Origin of the sequence: Agromyces sp. Root81, assembly GCF_001429165.1 — a bacterium.
Classification (GTDB): Bacteria; Actinomycetota; Actinomycetes; order Actinomycetales; family Microbacteriaceae; genus Agromyces.
Genome location: NZ_LMIR01000003.1, coordinates 300,999 through 315,593, shown reverse-complemented (window position 1 = coordinate 315,593; position 14,595 = coordinate 300,999). Strand labels below are relative to the sequence as shown.

The following is a 14,595-nucleotide window of genomic DNA, read 5'->3' as shown; positions in this document are numbered from 1 at the left end:
TCGACGGTGTCGCCGTGGCGGCCGAGCCGACGGACAGTGGCTTCCGCGCCGTGGTCGTGATCGCGGCCGACCGCCACTACCGACTCCACAGTCATTGGCGCGGGCCGTACGGATCGCTGGTCGTCGTGACGGTTCGCGACCGCTCCGGGAGCGTGGCGGGGCGATGGACCGTGGTGGGCGGAGTCGCCTAGTGTCGAACGGGATCATGTCGGTACCCATCGCCCGTCGGGAGGCTCGCATCGAGAAGCGCGAGGAGATCCTCCGTGCCACCGCGCGGCTCATCAGCCGACGCGGCATCCGCGGCCTGCGCACGGCGGATGTCGCCACCGAGGCGGGGGTTTCTCCGGGGCTGCTCTTCTACCACTTCAGCGATCGCGACGGGCTCCTCGACGCCACGCTCGAATACCTCGACAACGCGGCGCGGCGCTTCCGGTCGGTGCTGCACACCGACGACGCCTCGCTGCGCGAGTCGCTGATCCGCCACGTCGTCGACGAGATCCAGGATGTCCCGGAACTCGTCCAGGTCTCGCTCGTCTGGAGCGAGTTCCGGTCCGCCGCCGTGTACGAGCCCACGCTGCGGCCCGGCATCCAACGTGCCACGCGCGGCTGGACCACGATGCTCAGCGATGCCATCTCCGAGGGCCAGGGGCGCGGCGATATCGGCGCCGGGGACCCCGACGTCATCGCACAGCTGCTCACGACGCTGGTGGAGGGCTTCGACGGGCGCTGGGCGACCGGCGAGATGGACACCGGCGAGGCGCGGCGGCTGTTGCAGCTCGCCGCCGAACGGCTCATTCCCGCGCCGTAGCGCGACGCCTCGCTTGACTTGGCGAGGCGCACGAACAACAATCCCAGACAGAACTGACTGAGTACTCAGTCAAGAAGGAGCACGAACATGTGGCAGATGCCCTCGGAGACCGCGACGCACGCACGCACCTGGCTCGCCTTCCCCGTGCCAGGAAACCACGAGACGACGGCCGAGCTCGATGCGGCGCGCGTGGCGTGGGCGGCCGTCGCGAATGCGGCGATCGACTTCGAGCCGGTCACCGTGGTGGTCGACCCCGAGCAGCTCGAGATCGCGCGGCCGATGCTCTCGGCGGGAATCGAGCTCATGCCGATCGCGCTCGACGACGCCTGGATCCGCGACATGGGCCCGACCTTCGTGCTCGATAAGGCCGGCGAGCTCGCCCTCGTCGACTGGATCTTCAACGGCTGGGGCCAGCAGCCCGAACTCGTGTGGGACGAGGACAGCCGGGTCGCGGCACGCATCGCCGAGACGCTCGGCGTCGAGAGGATCGCCTCGCCCATGGTGAACGAGGGCGGCGGCATCCACGTCGACGGCGAGGGCACGGTGCTCATCACCCGCACCGTGCAGCTCGACCCCTTCCGCAACCCGGGCTGGACCGAGGCGGAGGTCGAAGCGGAGCTCCTCCGCACGCTCGGCGCCGGCAACGTGATCTGGTTCGACCGGGGTCTCACGCGCGACTACGCGCGATTCGGCACGCGCGGCCACGTCGACATGTTCGCGACGATTCCGTCGCCGGGAGTGATGCTCATGCACTGCCAGGGAAACCCCGATCACCCCGACTTCGAGGTCGGCCGCGGCCACCGCGCGACCATCGAGGCGAGTTCGACCCCCGGTGGTGCCCCGTGGGAGATCGTGGAGCTGCCCGCGCCGCGAACGCTGCGCGACGACACCGACTTCGTGGACTGGAACTACGCGAACCACCTCGTCGTCAACGGGGGAGTGATCGCGTGCCGGTTCGACGACCCGGCCGACGAGGAAGCCGTCGAGATCCTCAGCGCGGCGTACCCCGGCCGCTCGGTCGTGACCGTCGACGCGCGACCGATCTTCAACCAGGGCGGGGGAATCCATTGCATCACGCAACAGCAGCCCGCGCCGCGCGGCTGACGCCGGCCGCCGAGCCCGAGCCCGAGGGCGAGCTGCAGGAGCTCGAGCTGACCCGCGGCCTCACGGCGATGAACCTCCGCGGGGCGCCGATCGAGGCGATCGTGCAGTTCCTCGCGGAGGCGACCGGTCGCTGCATCGTCGTCGAGAACCTCTCGCGCGAACTGCTCGCCGTGCACGGCGCCGAGCACGCATCGATCGACCCGGTCGTGCACTGGCAGTTCCGCGCGAGCCGGCGGGATCGATCGGCCGTCGCAGCCGATCGTCGCGCGGGCTCCGAATCGTGGGTGGCGGCCCCGATCGAAGCACGGGGCCTGCGATGGGGGACCGTGATCGCCCTGCCCGGCACCGGCGGCGCGCCGGACTTCGTCCGCTCGGCCGTCGAGTCGGGCGCCGCCGCGCTCGCGATCGACCGGATGACCCAGGGCTCGACCCGTGGCTGGGAACGCAGCTCGGCCAAGCAACTCGTCGACACGATGCTGCGCGGCGCGTTCTCCTCCTCCGAGCGCGCCGCGCAGCGCCTCGAGGCATCCGGATTCCCCGTGTTCGGCCGGAACCTCTCCGGCCTCGCAATCGTCGCCGACCGACCCGACGACCTCGGTGACGCGCTCGGGGACTCCGCCGAGGCGGTCGGGATGCGTGCCATGGCGACCGTCGTCGACCGATTCGCGGTGGCGTTCATCTCGCTCGACCGGGCCGAACAGCTCGGCGACGAGCGCATCGCTCAACTCGTCTCCGAGCTGGGGCGCCGTGGAGGCCGGCCGATCTCCCGCGTGACCGCGTGCCTGGGCACCCCCGCGCACACCTTCGAGGAGCTGGTCGCCTCGACGAAGGAGGCACTGGACCTGGCGCGGACGCTCCCTCGACCAACACAGTTCGAGGTTCGCCGCGTGCACGATTCGCCGCTCACCGCCTTCGTCGCCGCGATGCGCGACGACCCGAGACTGATGGAGCACTCCGAGCGGATGCTGGCGCCGCTCATCGAGTACGACCGCACGCGCGACGGCGACCTGATGACGGTGCTCCGGGCCGCCATCGAGCACCCGGGCAATCGCACCGCGGCCGCTGCGGCATGCCATCTCTCACGGTCGGTGTTCTACCAGCGACTCTCGGTGATCTCCGAACTGCTCGGCAGGCGCATCGAAGACGGTGAGATGATCGCCGCACTCCAGCTCGCGATGACGGCGGCGCCCCGCGCCGGGCGGTTCTGACGACCGAGCGCTGTCACGCCGCCGCTGCGGCACGTCGGGTCCGTCGAGGCCGCCGACACGACCAGAATGGCTGACATGGATGCCGCACTCCCAGCCCTCACCGAGATGCCCTCGCCCCAGTACGTGATGTCGGGCGACGGCATCCGAATCGCCACCTATCTCTGGGGGGAGGAGGACGCGCCGACGGTGCTCTGCGTGCACGGCTTCGCGTCGAGCTGCCGCGACAACTGGGTGAGCACGGGGTGGGTGCGCGACCTCACCCGCGCGGGATACCGGGTGCTCGGCATCGACCAGCGCGGCCACGGTGCGAGCGACAAGCCGCACGAGGCATCCGCCTACGGCATGGACGCCTTCGTCGACGACATCACGACCGTGCTCGACACCTACCTGCTCGACACCGTGCTGTACGCCGGCTACTCGCTCGGTGCGCGCGTCGGCTGGCAGGTCGCCGTGCAGGTGCCCCACCACGTCGAGCGCGCCGTGCTGGGCGGCATCCCCGACGGGCGGCCGCTCGCGCGCCTGCAGATCGCGGAGGCACGGGCGTTCGCGGAGCACGGCACCCCGGTCGAGGACCAGGTGACCCGCAACTACGTGACGCTCGCCGAGCGGGTGGCCGGCAACGACCTGCGCGCGCTCGTCGCGCTCGCCGAGGGCATGCGGCTCGGCGACGCCGATCCCGACGTCGCGCACCCGCCGCTGCAGCCGATCCTCTTCGCCACGGGCAGCGACGACGCGATCCTCGCGCAGTCGAAGCTGCTGGCGCATGCCACGCCGAACGGCACCTTCGTCGAACTGCCGGCGCGGCATCACTTCAATGCGCCGGGCTCCCGCGTGTTCCGGGAGAGTGCGCTCGGCTTCTTCGCCGATCGGGGCTGATCGGCGCGGTCAGTCGGCCGATGCAGCGGATGCCGCGGCTCGCGCCGCCTCGGCCGCCCGCTCCGTCCATTTCGGGGTCTCGCCGTAGCGCTGGAACGGGACCAGCAGGCCGGCCGCGCTGTCGTCGATGAGCTGGGCGAGCCGCCGCTCGCGGGTGGCCTCCTGCTTCGCGGTGAGCACCCAGTGCGTGACCTGGCGACGGTAGGTCGCCGTCGCGGCCTGCCAGAACGCGGACGCGGCAGGGCTGGCGGCCAGCCGGGCCGCGGCCTCGGGCGGCAGCTCCTGGTCGGGGTTCTCGTGGGAGTAGATGCCCGATCGATCTTCGCGCCGTCGCTCGAACGCGGCGAGGCCGGCCTCGTGCATGCGACCCGCGGCCGTGAGCTGCTCGACGAGGGCGATGTTGACGCTCGACCAGGTGCTCGCGGCCTTGCGGGGCGTCCACCGCTGGCGCCGTGCATCGTCGTCGATGCGCTGGGAGACCGAGTCGATCCAGCCGAAGCACAGGGCTTCGGGCACCGCCTCCTCCCAGGTGAGCCCGCGATCGGGCACGTGCTTCTTGTACAGGCCCATCCAGAGCTCGGTGGCCGTGTCGTGGTTGGCCTCGAGCCATGCACGGAACTCCGCCGGCGTGGCGAAGAAGCGTGCCGGGCGCTCTGGTGTGCCGCCGGGGGTGCCGATCTCCGTCGTCATGCCCCGAGTCTGCCAGCACCCGCCGACGGGCACGATCCGATGCGCACGGGCTGATGCGCACGACCGCACCGCGGACTAGTTTGGAGGCGTGTCCGCACTCGCGACCGACGCACGGACCGCTCACGCCGACGGCGTGGAGCGCCTGCTCGCGAGCTACCGGGCCGTGCCGCAGGGCTCGCCGGTACGGCTCGCGAAGCGCACGTCGAACCTCTTCAGGTCGAGGGCGGCGACGGATGCCCCTGGCCTCGACACCTCCGGCCTGACGCACGTGATCTCGATCGACGTCGAGGCGCGCACCGCCGACGTCGCCGGCATGTGCACCTACGAGGACCTCGTGGCCGCGACGCTGCCGTTCGGACTCGCGCCGCTCGTCGTGCCGCAGCTGAAGACCATCACCCTCGGCGGGGCGGTCACCGGCCTCGGCATCGAGTCGACGTCGTTCCGGAACGGACTGCCGCACGAGTCGGTGCTCGAGATGGACATCCTCACCGGTGCGGGGGAGCTGCTCACTGCATCGCCGAGCGAGCACGCCGAGCTGTTCCGCGCCTTCCCGAACTCCTACGGCACGCTCGGCTACGCGGTGCGCCTGCGCATCGAACTCGAGCCCGTGCTGCCCTTCGTCGCACTCACGCACCTGCGCTTCCACGCCATCACCGACCTCGTCGCCGCGATGGCGGGCATCGCCCGGACGGGCCGGCTCGACGGGGTCGCCGTCGACTCCCTCGACGGCGTCGTGTTCAGCGCCGAGGAGGCCTACCTGTGCGTCGGTCGTCGGACCGCGGCATCCGGCCCCGTCAGCGACTACACCCGGCAGCGGATCTTCTACCGCTCCATCCAGCACGACGGCAAGGCGACGCACGACCGACTCACGACCCGCGACTACCTCTGGCGCTGGGACACCGACTGGTTCTGGTGCTCTGAGGCGTTCGGCGCGCAGCATCCGCTCATTCGCCGGCTCTGGCCGCGACGGCTCAGGCGCAGCAGGTCGTACGCGACGCTGATGCGCCTCGAACGGCGCTACGACCTCGGCAACCGCCTCGAAGGGCTCAAGGGCCTCCCGCCGCGCGAACGCGTCATCCAAGACGTCGAGGTGCCGATCGAGCGGTGCGCCGAGTTCCTCGACTGGTTCCTCGAGAATGTGCCGATCGAGCCGATCTGGCTGTGCCCGCTGCGACTCCGGGGCGACGACGCCTGGCCGCTCTACCCGCTCGAACCGCACCGCAGCTACGTCAACGTGGGCTTCTGGTCGACGGTGCCGGTCGGTGCGACGGAGGGCGAGACGAACCGCAGCATCGAGCGCGAGGTCAGCGCGCTCGACGGCCACAAGTCGCTCTACTCCGACGCCTTCTACGGGCGCGCCGAGTTCGACGCGCTCTACGGGGGCGACGCGTACCGGGCCGCGAAGCAGCGCTACGACCCAGGCTCCCGACTCCTCGACCTCTACGCGAAGGCGGTGCAACGACGATGACCACGACCAAGGGCACGGCGGCGGAGACTTCCGAGCACCATGAGTCACCGGATGCCTCGGGCAAGCTCACCCTCGCGGAGATCCTCGAGATCTTCGCGGGCGGGCGGCTGCCGCTCCGGTTCACCGCCTACGACGGCAGCTCGGCCGGGCCGCCCGACACGGCGCTCGGGATCGAGCTGAAGAGCCCGCGGGGAACCACCTACCTCGCCACCGGGCGCGGCGACCTCGGGCTCGCCCGCGCCTACATCGCGGGCGACATCGCCATCCACGGCGTGCACCCCGGCGACCCGTACGAATTGTTGAAGGCGCTCGCCGACGAGCTCGTCTTCAAGCTGCCGCCGCCGCGCACGATGGCCCACGTCATCCGGTCGATCGGCCTCGAGCACCTGCGCCCGATCGCGCCGCCCCCGCAGGAGGCGCCGCCGCGCTGGCGCCGCGTCGCCGAGGGGCTGCGGCACAGCAAGAGCCGCGATGCCGAGGCGATCCACCACCACTACGACGTCTCGAACACCTTCTACGAGTGGGTGCTCGGGCCGTCGATGACCTACACCTGCGCGTGCTATCCCGACGCCGAGGCCTCACTCGACGAGGCGCAGGAGAACAAGTACCGGCTCGTCTTCGAGAAGCTCCGGCTCGAGCCCGGCGACCGGCTGCTCGACGTCGGCTGCGGGTGGGGCGGCATGGTGCGCTACGCCGCCCGCCGCGGGGTCAGGGCGCTCGGCGTGACGCTGTCGGCCGAGCAGACGGCGTGGGCGCAGCAGGCGATCGTCGACGAGGGGCTGACCGAGCTCGCCGAGGTGCGGTACGGCGACTACCGCGACATCACCGAGGCCGGCTTCGACGCCATCTCGTCGATCGGCCTGCTCGAGCACATCGGCGTTCGCAACTACGCCTCGTACTTCACCTTCCTCCAGTCGCGACTTCGCACGGGCGGGCTGTTGCTGAACCACTGCATCACGCGCCCCGACAACCGCTCGGAACCCGCGGCGAAGGGGTTCATCGACCGCTACGTCTTCCCCGACGGGGAGCTCACCGGTTCGGGACGCATCATCACCGAGGCGCAGGACGTCGGACTCGAGGTGATGCATGAGGAGAACCTGCGCCTGCACTACGCGATGACGCTGCGCGACTGGTGCGCGAACCTCGTCGCGCATTGGGACGAAGCGGTCGCCGAGGTCGGGCTGCCGACCGCGAAGGTGTGGGGTCTGTACATGGCGGGTTCGCGGCTCGCGTTCGAGACGGGCGGCATCCAGCTGCACCAGGTGCTCGCCGTACGGCCCGACGAGCGCGGCGGCACGGGCGGCCTGCCGCTGCGGCCGTGGTGGACGCCGTAGGTCACTCCCTCTCGGCGGCTCAGACCGGGCGCACCGGCTGTCGGAGCACGGTGCGGAGCTTGTCGGGTGCCGTGCGACGGGCGTCGGTGAGGTAGATCTCGTGGTGGTCGCCGTTGAAGGCGAGCCCGTGGTCGGGAATGAACTCGTCATGGAGCCGGGCGAGTGTGGGGGCCTCGTCGTCGTACGGCCCCCGGTGGAGGATCTGGACGCTCCGGCCCTCGGCGTATCGCAACGGCTTCACGAGCCCGAGCGAGGGCAGTGACTTCTTGGCGCCGACGGTGGCGATGGCCGCTTCGACCTCCGCCGGGGTGACCCAGTCGGGCTGCGCGAGCATCAGGGTCCACGACCATTCCTCCTTGCGGCGGCTGGTGAACGCGGTTTCGTCGTCGGCGCGCCACAGGCCCTCGAGGGGCCCGACGACGAAGTCGCGGCCGGCGCCCTTGCTCGCGAACTTGATCGTGTAGGCCACGGCGTAGAGCGCCTCGAGCGCGGCGGCGTACTCGGGTGCGGTGTTGGGATCGCCGTGCCCGTCGACCGCGAGATACAGGATCTCGGGCACGTCGACGAAGACGAACTCGGTCGGCGGGGCGTACAGCTCGCGATGTGCGCGTTTGGCGTCGAACTTCTCCATGAGGTCTCCCATCAGTCGGTGAGCAATCGCTCGGTCCAGTCGAGCTCTGCGGCGAGCATGGTTTCGCCGTAGTCGAAGATCGCGCGTGCCTGCGGCGGAAGCGGCTCCTGCGCAGCGCGGCGCGTCTGCATCACGTCGCGCGTGGCGCGGAGGCCTGCCGCGCGCGCCCGGAGCCGTGCCTGTGCGAGGTCGGAGCGGAGGTCGGCGGTGTTGGCGACGCCGATCAGCACGCGCGGATGCGGCGGCGTCCGCGCTTCGAGTGCGTCGAGCGTGCGTTCGGCCACGAGGCGGGCGCCGGACTCCGTGAGTTCGTACACGGTACGTCGTCCGTGCGGTTCGCCCGGCACCGGGCGGATGAGTCCGCGCCGATCGAGTTTCGTGAGCAGGTAGTAGATCGACGAGAAGCCGAGCGATGCCCACGCTCGCATGCCGCGTTCGTCGATGACGCGATCGAGTTCGTAGCCATGGCGGGGCTGCTCGGCGAGGAGGCCGAGCACGAGGAGCTCGCCGTCGGTGGTCTCATCGTTCATGGCGTTACTCTAGCACTAGAGTAACGGCGGGAACGCCGGCTGGGGCGTCGAGAGTCAGGCGCTCACGGCTCGGTTCTCACGCTCCATCAGGAAGCTCCGCCACGTGCGCGTGCCGCGGTCGGCTCCCTCTCCTGCGAGGTTGTCACCGGCACGGTAGGCGCGTCCGACGGCGCCGGGCAGGCGGATCGGGACGCCGCGCCGCTGCCGAGCGCCCGTCGCCTCGGTGAAGGTCGCGACGAGCTGCGCGACGTCGAGCACCTCCGGTCCGGCCAGGTCGGCGACCAGTCCGGCCGGTGCGCCGAGCGCGAGTTCGGCCAGCCGGGCGGCGACCTCGCCGCCGTCGACCGGCTCGAAGCGCAGCCCGCCCGGGAGCGGGGTCAGCGGCATCCGCGCCATGCCCCGCGCGACCGGCAGCACGAAGTCGTGCAGCTGCGCGGCTCGCAGCACCGTCCACGGCACGCCGGAGCCGGCGATCGCGCGCTCGGCCTCCGCCTTCGCCCTGAAGTACCCGATGGGCATGCGGTCGGCGCCGACGACCGAGATGAGCAGGAGGTGCCGCACGCCGGCCTCGCGAGCCGCAGCCGCGAGGTTCCGGGCGGCGATGTCGTCGCCTTTCGCCCCGCCGGCGAGGTGCAGCACGACGTCGACGCCATCGAGTGCGGCGGCGAGTCCGGAGCCGGCGACGGTGTCGCCTGCGACATGCTGGATCCCGGGCTCGGTCGCGCGCGGATGGCGGGACAGGATGCGGATGTCGCGACCTGCCCCGCGCAGCAGTGGCACGACCCGGCTGCCGATGTTGCCGGTACCGCCGGTCACGAGCAGAGGTGCATTCATTGGTCGAGTTCCCTTCATGTCACATCCGAGGGCGTTCCCTCGTCGATATCCCGACGATCGAACACGAGGAGATGTGACATGACCGATCGAAGAATGCTCGCCCGGCGATTCGAGACCGAGCGGCCGCGGCTGCGGGCGATCGCCACGCAGCTGCTCGGTTCGGCCGCCGATGCGGACGACGCCGTGCAGGAGACCTGGCTCCGGCTCGAGCGGGTGGATGCCGCGGGCATCGACAACCTCGAGGCGTGGCTGACGACTGTGGTCTCGCGGGTCAGCCTCGATCTGCTGCGTGCACCACGGCGGAAGCGGGAGCATTCGTGGCAGGTCGAGCCATGGAGGGACGAGCCCGTCGCGGTCGACGCGGACCCTGCGGAGCTCACCGCGCAGAGCGACCGCATCAGCACCGCCCTGCTCGTCGTGCTCGAGACCCTCAGTCCGGCGGAGCGGATCGCGCTCGTGCTGCACGACGTCTTCGGCCAGTCGTTCGATGAGATCGCGGTCGCCCTCGAACGCTCGCCCGAGGCGGCCCGGCAGCTGGCGTCCCGGGCGCGGCGACGCGTGCGCGGGGCGGAGGAGCCGGCGCGACCCGATCGGGAACGCGGCCGGCGGATCGTGGATGCCTGGCTCGCCGCCGCGCAGCACGGCGACATCGGGGCGCTGCTCGACCTCCTCGACGACGGCGCGGTGCTCCGCGCGGACTACGGCACTTCGGTGCAGCTCGTCGAGGGGGCGCGGAGGATCGCCGAGCAGGCGGTGCTCTCGGGTCGCCTCGCCGCGCACTCGACGCCGATCCTGATCGACGGGCGACCGGGTGTCGCCGCGGTGATGCACGGACGCGTCGTCTCGATCATGTCCTTCGAGCTCGACGGCGACCGGATCGTCGGACTCGACGTGCTCGCGGATCCGAGCCGGCTCGAGGCGACCGGCGTCGCCGGCGTCGTCGACGGAATCGCCGACTGAGCATCGCACTCACGGAGCGTGGGGGAGCACCTCCCGGTCGACGATGGCACCCCGCCGAGTGATCACCACGCCGGCAACTCGCTGCCCTTCACGCACCGCGTCGGAGACGGACGATCCGTGGCTGCGTGCGTGCAGGTAGCCGGCATTGAACGAGTCGCCGGCACCGGTCGTGTCGACGGGCCGGGCGATCGGCGCACCCGGAACGGTCAGCTGCCGTCCGTCGGCCCAGGCGAGGACAGGCCCGGCACCGTCCTTCACGACGACCTCGGTCGCGCCCGCGGACCGATATCGGTCGATGACGTCTGCAGCAGAGCCGCCGTGGAGCGCGCGCTCGTCGGTCAGAGAGGGGAGAGCGACATCCGTGACCTGCATCGCCTCGTGCATCGCTGCACGTGCCGTATCCGCGGAAGACCATCCGCGCGCACGGTAGTTGCTGTCGAATGCGATCCGCCCTCCGCGCTCCCGCGCTGCGCGGAGCACCTCGAAGAGTGCACGCCTGGCCCTGTCCGTGATCATCTGCAGCGTCACACCCGAGAAGTAGACGAGGTCGGCTTCCGCGATGGTCGCGGTGAGGCGCTCGTCGGCCGGGCCGTCGAACAACTGCCGCACCGGCGACGCATCACGGTAGTAGGTGAACGTCCGCTCCCCGTTCGCATCGGTCGAGACGAGGTAGAGCGCGGGGGATGCTCCGGGCACCACGTGAGCGTCCACCTCGAGGCCCTCGGAGCGCATGGAGGCGAGCTGATCGCCGCTCAGTTCGTCGTCGCCGGTCGCGGTGACGAACCGCACCTCGACGCCGCTGCCGCCGAGGCGCTTGAGGTACACCGCAGTGTTGAATGTGTCGCCGGCGAACCCGAGTCGGACCGACCCGGCGTCCTGCCTCGTGAGCTCGACCATGCATTCGCCGATCGCGACCGCGCGAATCACCGGCGCCTCCCCTCGGCGACCTGCTTCGCGAGTTCGGCGACCGCCGAATCGAGGTCCGGCGCGTTCGACAGGTCGCTGCCGACTCCCACGGCGACCGCGCCGGCGCGGAGCCAGTCCGAGACCTCGGTGACGGCGATGCCTCCGGTCGGCATGATGCGCGCACCAGGCAGGATCGCGGTGAGCGTCTTCAGATAGGCCACTCCACCGAGATGCGCCGGGAAGAGCTTGCACAGCCCGCTCCCGCTGGAGGCCGAGATCTCGGCCGGAGTGAATCCGCCCCCGACGAAGAGCGTTCCGGCGGCGCTCGAGGCAACCCGAGCGGACTCGGCCGGAAACGGGCTCACGAGGAAACGCGCCCCGCCCTCGCATGCCGTCGCGACGTCGTCGGGCGTTGTGATCGTGCCGACGCCGATGGTCGCGGCCGGGAACTGCGTGGTGAGCGTACGGAGCAGTTCGGGCCATTCCGGAGTGGTGGCCGTCAGCTCGATCACGGTCAGCCCGGCTTCGATCAATCGTTCGGCGCGCGCGTGGACACGGTCGGCATCGGAGTCGCGGAGCACGGGCACGGCACCCTGACGAACGATCGCCGCGTCCGCGAGGGCGGGCTCGCCGACGTTCAGTCCGCCACCGGCGGTCGCCGCCTCAGCGCTGGACATGGAGCGACTGGATGCCGGCGTCGACTGAGAGCACGACGCCGTTCGTGGACTGGGCGAGCGGGTTCGCCAGGTACGTGATCGCGTCGGCCACCTCGGCGGCTGCGACCAGGCGTCTGTGCGGCTGGCGGCCTTCGAGGCGAGCGCGCTCACCGGCGGAATCCGGTGCCGCATCGAGGAGCCGCCCGATCCACGGTGTCTCGGTCGTGCCAGGACACACCGAATTGAACCGCACCCCGTCGTCGAGGTGATCCGACGCGAGGGCACGGGTGAGCGAGACGATCGCGCCCTTCGTCGCCGTATAGAGCGCCCGATTCGGGAACCCCGTCAGCGCGACCGCCGACGCCACGTTGACGACGCTCGACGGTCTGGAGGCGATCAGGTGCGGCAGCGCCGATCGGATCACTCGAACAGTGCCCATCACGTTGATGTCGAACACCCGCTGCCATTCCGCATCGTCGTTCTCGACGATCGTTCCCGAGGCGCCGACGCCGGCGCAGTTGATGAGGACGTCGAGGCGCCCCCACCGCTCGACGACCGCGTCGATCGCCTCGGCCACCGCCGGAGTATCGGTGATGTCGACGCGGAGGCTCACGCACTCGGCCGTGTCGGCGGCCGCCGGGTCTCGGTCGAGGATCGCAACGCGGGCGCCTTCGCTGAGCAGCCGCTGCACCGTGGCCCATCCGATGCCGGATGCCCCGCCGGTGACGATGGCCACTTTGCCTTCGAATGTCTTCGGCATGTCGTCTCCTCGCTCAGGCGACCGTCGCGGCTGCGGCGACGACGTGCTGGCGCTGCCGGCCGAGGTGCTCGATGGCGATCTCGACCGTGTCGCCGGCCTGCAGGTACGGGAATCGACCGGAGACGGCCACGCCCTCTGGTGTTCCCGTGAGGATGACATCGCCGGGTTCGAGCACGGTGTGGGTGCTGAGGTTCGCCACGATGGTGTCGACGTCGAAGATCATGTCCGACGTGCGCGAGTCCTGTCGGGCGTCGCCGTTGACGAAGCTCTGGATGTGCAGGTCGCTCGGGTCGACGCTGTCGGCGGTGACGAGCCACGGACCGAGCGGACAGAACCCGGGTGCTCCCTTGCCCTTCGACCACTGGCCGCCGGAGCGCTGCAGCTGCCAGGTGCGTTCGGAGAGGTCGTTCGCGACCGCGAATCCGGCGATGTGCTCGCGAGCCGCCCCGGCGTCCGGCAACTGCCATGCGCGCTTTCCGATGACGATCGCGAGTTCCGCCTCCCAGTCGACCGTCGAGGTCTGCGGGGGGAGCGAGATCGCATCGTCGGGGCCGACGATCGTGTGGGCGGGCTTGAGGAAGACGATGATATCCTCGGGCGGCTCAGCGCCGCCCTCGCGGGCGTGCGCCGCATAGTTCATGCCGATGCAGTACACCGTGCCCGGTCGCGCGATCGGGGCGCCGACCCGCAGCGCGCCGGCGCCGTCGAGTTCGGTCAGGCGTTCCAAGCCCGCCGTGACGGAGCCGACGGGGTCGTTCGCGAGGAACGCGGCGTCGATGTCGGGGGTGATCGGGCGAAGGTCGAGGAGGTGCCCGTCGATCGATGCCACGGGGATCTCCTTCCCGGGTTGTCCAAGTCGTGCGAATCGCATGGTTCTCCTCAATTCAGTGCCGGCAGCGCCAGGCGGGTGAGTGTGGTGCTGGTCGTGATGTGCTCGCCGGGGAGGATCTCCACGCCCGATGTGCCGCGGAGGCGGCCGTCGACGGCACCCGCTCCGGGCAGGACGTTCGCAGGCTCGACGGCGATGGCGTAGAGCCGGCGGAACCATGGCCAGCCCGACCCTGCGTTCGCCTCCATCCAGAGCCAGGCGTGCGGGAAGACCCGAGCGTCCCAGGCGACGCGGATGCCGAATCCACGGTTCGGGCTGTAGAAGGTCGCCTCGGGTGACTCGAAGTCGGTGAGTGCGGCGAACAGGCTCGCGCCCGACCCCGGCGCGGGAAGACGGATGCTTCGTGGCATCGGTCCGGCTGCGATGAGCGAGTCGGGCGGACCGGAGGCGTCCGCCGGTGCGAGCGTGCCAGGGGCGTCGGCGTCGGTCAGGAGCGTGTGGGCCGAGGCGACCAGGAAGCTGTCGCCGTCGAGGAACGGTGAGCCGAACGCCGGGTGCTGCACGAGGCGCGTGCTCGTGGGATCGGGAGAGAGGTTGGTGATGGTGTCGACGACCGACAGCTCGGCGCCGTCGAGGGCGACCTTCCGGTGAAGGTGCAACGGCGCGGTGAGCAGGCTCGTCTCGAGCTCGCATGACGCGGCGTCGCGCTCGAGCACCGTCCACCGCGCCAGGGCGGCTTCGCCGTGGAAGCCCTGCCGCACACCGTCGTGCTCCCGCTCCGGGCCCGCGTTCGGGGCGAGCAGCTGCCAACCGCCGGGGTAACCGTTCAGCCAGTTGGCCATCGAATCGCCGGTGAACGGGCCGGTCGATGTCACTCGGCCGGTCGGGGACTCGGCGAGCACGGGGGTGCCGGTCGTGCGGTCGATGAGCTGCACGATGTCGGCGCCGCGCTCGGGCGCGACCCGGACCTCCAACGCGTCGTTGGTCAGCGTGATCGCCAT

The 14,595-nt window shown here is 70.8% G+C and carries 16 protein-coding genes; 7 read left to right on the top strand and 9 right to left on the bottom strand.

What is annotated here, in order from left to right; all coding sequences use genetic code 11:
• Positions 1 to 205: 205 nt before the first annotated feature.
• From ASE14_RS16050 to ASE14_RS16035, 4 genes are all read left to right on the top strand, one after another.
• Positions 206 to 808: a TetR/AcrR family transcriptional regulator gene (locus tag ASE14_RS16050; protein WP_056657746.1), complete on the top strand. Its 603-nt coding sequence runs from the start codon at positions 206 to 208 to the stop codon at positions 806 to 808.
• An 87-nt stretch (positions 809 to 895) separates the two neighbouring features.
• Positions 896 to 1,912 (top strand): agmatine/peptidylarginine deiminase, encoded by a 1,017-nt coding sequence (locus ASE14_RS16045; protein WP_056657276.1) that lies wholly within the window; start codon positions 896 to 898, stop codon positions 1,910 to 1,912.
• Positions 1,876 to 3,120: a CdaR family transcriptional regulator gene (locus ASE14_RS16040; RefSeq protein ID WP_056657275.1), complete on the top strand. Its 1,245-nt coding sequence runs from the start codon at positions 1,876 to 1,878 to the stop codon at positions 3,118 to 3,120. The genes ASE14_RS16045 and ASE14_RS16040 overlap by 37 nt, the downstream gene beginning before the upstream one ends.
• 75 nt (positions 3,121 to 3,195) lie before the next feature.
• Complete coding sequence (locus ASE14_RS16035) at positions 3,196 to 3,996, top strand: alpha/beta fold hydrolase (protein ID WP_056657272.1); 801 nt, start codon at positions 3,196 to 3,198, stop codon at positions 3,994 to 3,996.
• A gap of 9 nt (positions 3,997 to 4,005) precedes the next feature.
• Here ASE14_RS16035 and ASE14_RS16030 read toward each other — a convergent pair whose 3' ends face one another.
• Entirely contained in the window at positions 4,006 to 4,686 is a 681-nt protein-coding gene (locus ASE14_RS16030) for a YdeI family protein (protein WP_056657269.1), read from the bottom strand.
• A gap of 88 nt (positions 4,687 to 4,774) precedes the next feature.
• On the opposite strand from ASE14_RS16030, the gene ASE14_RS16025 reads away from it, so the two are divergent.
• Both ASE14_RS16025 and ASE14_RS16020 read left to right on the top strand, forming a co-directional pair.
• A complete protein-coding gene (locus ASE14_RS16025; protein ID WP_056657266.1) occupies positions 4,775 to 6,154 on the top strand; it encodes an FAD-binding oxidoreductase in 1,380 nt (459 codons plus the stop codon).
• Positions 6,151 to 7,488 (top strand): class I SAM-dependent methyltransferase, encoded by a 1,338-nt coding sequence (locus ASE14_RS16020; protein ID WP_082600969.1) that lies wholly within the window; start codon positions 6,151 to 6,153, stop codon positions 7,486 to 7,488. Before ASE14_RS16025 ends, ASE14_RS16020 begins: the two co-directional genes overlap by 4 nt.
• Positions 7,489 to 7,507: 19 nt before the next feature.
• Here ASE14_RS16020 and ASE14_RS16015 read toward each other — a convergent pair whose 3' ends face one another.
• The 3 genes from ASE14_RS16015 to ASE14_RS16005 are packed head-to-tail and all read right to left on the bottom strand — an operon-like array spanning position 7,508 to position 9,483.
• Positions 7,508 to 8,119: a GyrI-like domain-containing protein gene (locus ASE14_RS16015; RefSeq protein WP_056657742.1), complete on the bottom strand. Its 612-nt coding sequence runs from the start codon at positions 8,117 to 8,119 to the stop codon at positions 7,508 to 7,510.
• 11 nt (positions 8,120 to 8,130) lie between these two features.
• Positions 8,131 to 8,649 (bottom strand): PadR family transcriptional regulator, encoded by a 519-nt coding sequence (locus ASE14_RS16010; RefSeq protein ID WP_056657263.1) that lies wholly within the window; start codon positions 8,647 to 8,649, stop codon positions 8,131 to 8,133.
• 54 nt (positions 8,650 to 8,703) lie between these two features.
• Positions 8,704 to 9,483, bottom strand: a complete 780-nt coding sequence (locus ASE14_RS16005; protein ID WP_056657260.1) for an SDR family oxidoreductase — start codon at positions 9,481 to 9,483, stop codon at positions 8,704 to 8,706.
• 78 nt (positions 9,484 to 9,561) lie between these two features.
• Between ASE14_RS16005 and ASE14_RS16000 the strand changes: the two genes are divergently transcribed.
• On the top strand, positions 9,562 to 10,443 hold the full coding sequence (locus tag ASE14_RS16000; RefSeq protein ID WP_056657257.1) for a sigma-70 family RNA polymerase sigma factor: 882 nt from the start codon (positions 9,562 to 9,564) through the stop codon (positions 10,441 to 10,443).
• 9 nt (positions 10,444 to 10,452) lie between these two features.
• Here the strand turns inward: ASE14_RS16000 and ASE14_RS15995 are convergent, their stop codons facing one another.
• Genes ASE14_RS15995 through ASE14_RS15975 form a run of 5 tightly spaced genes read right to left on the bottom strand, consistent with a single transcriptional unit; the run spans position 10,453 to position 14,595 of the window.
• Positions 10,453 to 11,370, bottom strand: coding sequence for a sugar kinase (locus ASE14_RS15995; protein WP_056657255.1), 918 nt, complete (start codon positions 11,368 to 11,370; stop codon positions 10,453 to 10,455).
• Positions 11,367 to 12,026, bottom strand: a complete 660-nt coding sequence (locus ASE14_RS15990; protein ID WP_082600968.1) for a bifunctional 4-hydroxy-2-oxoglutarate aldolase/2-dehydro-3-deoxy-phosphogluconate aldolase — start codon at positions 12,024 to 12,026, stop codon at positions 11,367 to 11,369. Before ASE14_RS15990 ends, ASE14_RS15995 begins: the two co-directional genes overlap by 4 nt.
• Positions 12,013 to 12,765 (bottom strand): SDR family NAD(P)-dependent oxidoreductase, encoded by a 753-nt coding sequence (locus ASE14_RS15985; RefSeq protein WP_056657253.1) that lies wholly within the window; start codon positions 12,763 to 12,765, stop codon positions 12,013 to 12,015. Before ASE14_RS15985 ends, ASE14_RS15990 begins: the two co-directional genes overlap by 14 nt.
• Positions 12,766 to 12,778: 13 nt before the next feature.
• Entirely contained in the window at positions 12,779 to 13,636 is an 858-nt protein-coding gene (locus ASE14_RS15980; RefSeq protein WP_056657250.1) for a fumarylacetoacetate hydrolase family protein, read from the bottom strand.
• 8 nt (positions 13,637 to 13,644) lie between these two features.
• Complete coding sequence (locus tag ASE14_RS15975; RefSeq protein ID WP_056657249.1) at positions 13,645 to 14,595, bottom strand: DUF4432 family protein; 951 nt, start codon at positions 14,593 to 14,595, stop codon at positions 13,645 to 13,647.

Coding starts and splice junctions, on each gene's coding strand:
- ASE14_RS16045 (WP_056657276.1), top strand. CDS start 896: ATGTGGCAGATGCCCTCGGAGACCGCGACGCACGCACGCACCTGGCTC.
- ASE14_RS16035 (WP_056657272.1), top strand. CDS start 3,196: ATGGATGCCGCACTCCCAGCCCTCACCGAGATGCCCTCGCCCCAGTAC.
- ASE14_RS16000 (WP_056657257.1), top strand. CDS start 9,562: ATGACCGATCGAAGAATGCTCGCCCGGCGATTCGAGACCGAGCGGCCG.
- ASE14_RS15985 (WP_056657253.1), bottom strand. CDS start 12,765: ATGCCGAAGACATTCGAAGGCAAAGTGGCCATCGTCACCGGCGGGGCA.
- ASE14_RS16010 (WP_056657263.1), bottom strand. CDS start 8,649: ATGAACGATGAGACCACCGACGGCGAGCTCCTCGTGCTCGGCCTCCTC.
- ASE14_RS16005 (WP_056657260.1), bottom strand. CDS start 9,483: ATGAATGCACCTCTGCTCGTGACCGGCGGTACCGGCAACATCGGCAGC.
- ASE14_RS16020 (WP_082600969.1), top strand. CDS start 6,151: ATGACCACGACCAAGGGCACGGCGGCGGAGACTTCCGAGCACCATGAG.
- ASE14_RS16050 (WP_056657746.1), top strand. CDS start 206: ATGTCGGTACCCATCGCCCGTCGGGAGGCTCGCATCGAGAAGCGCGAG.
- ASE14_RS15990 (WP_082600968.1), bottom strand. CDS start 12,026: ATGTCCAGCGCTGAGGCGGCGACCGCCGGTGGCGGACTGAACGTCGGC.
- ASE14_RS16015 (WP_056657742.1), bottom strand. CDS start 8,119: ATGGAGAAGTTCGACGCCAAACGCGCACATCGCGAGCTGTACGCCCCG.
- ASE14_RS15975 (WP_056657249.1), bottom strand. CDS start 14,595: ATGGCGATCACGCTGACCAACGACGCGTTGGAGGTCCGGGTCGCGCCC.
- ASE14_RS16030 (WP_056657269.1), bottom strand. CDS start 4,686: ATGACGACGGAGATCGGCACCCCCGGCGGCACACCAGAGCGCCCGGCA.
- ASE14_RS15980 (WP_056657250.1), bottom strand. CDS start 13,636: ATGCGATTCGCACGACTTGGACAACCCGGGAAGGAGATCCCCGTGGCA.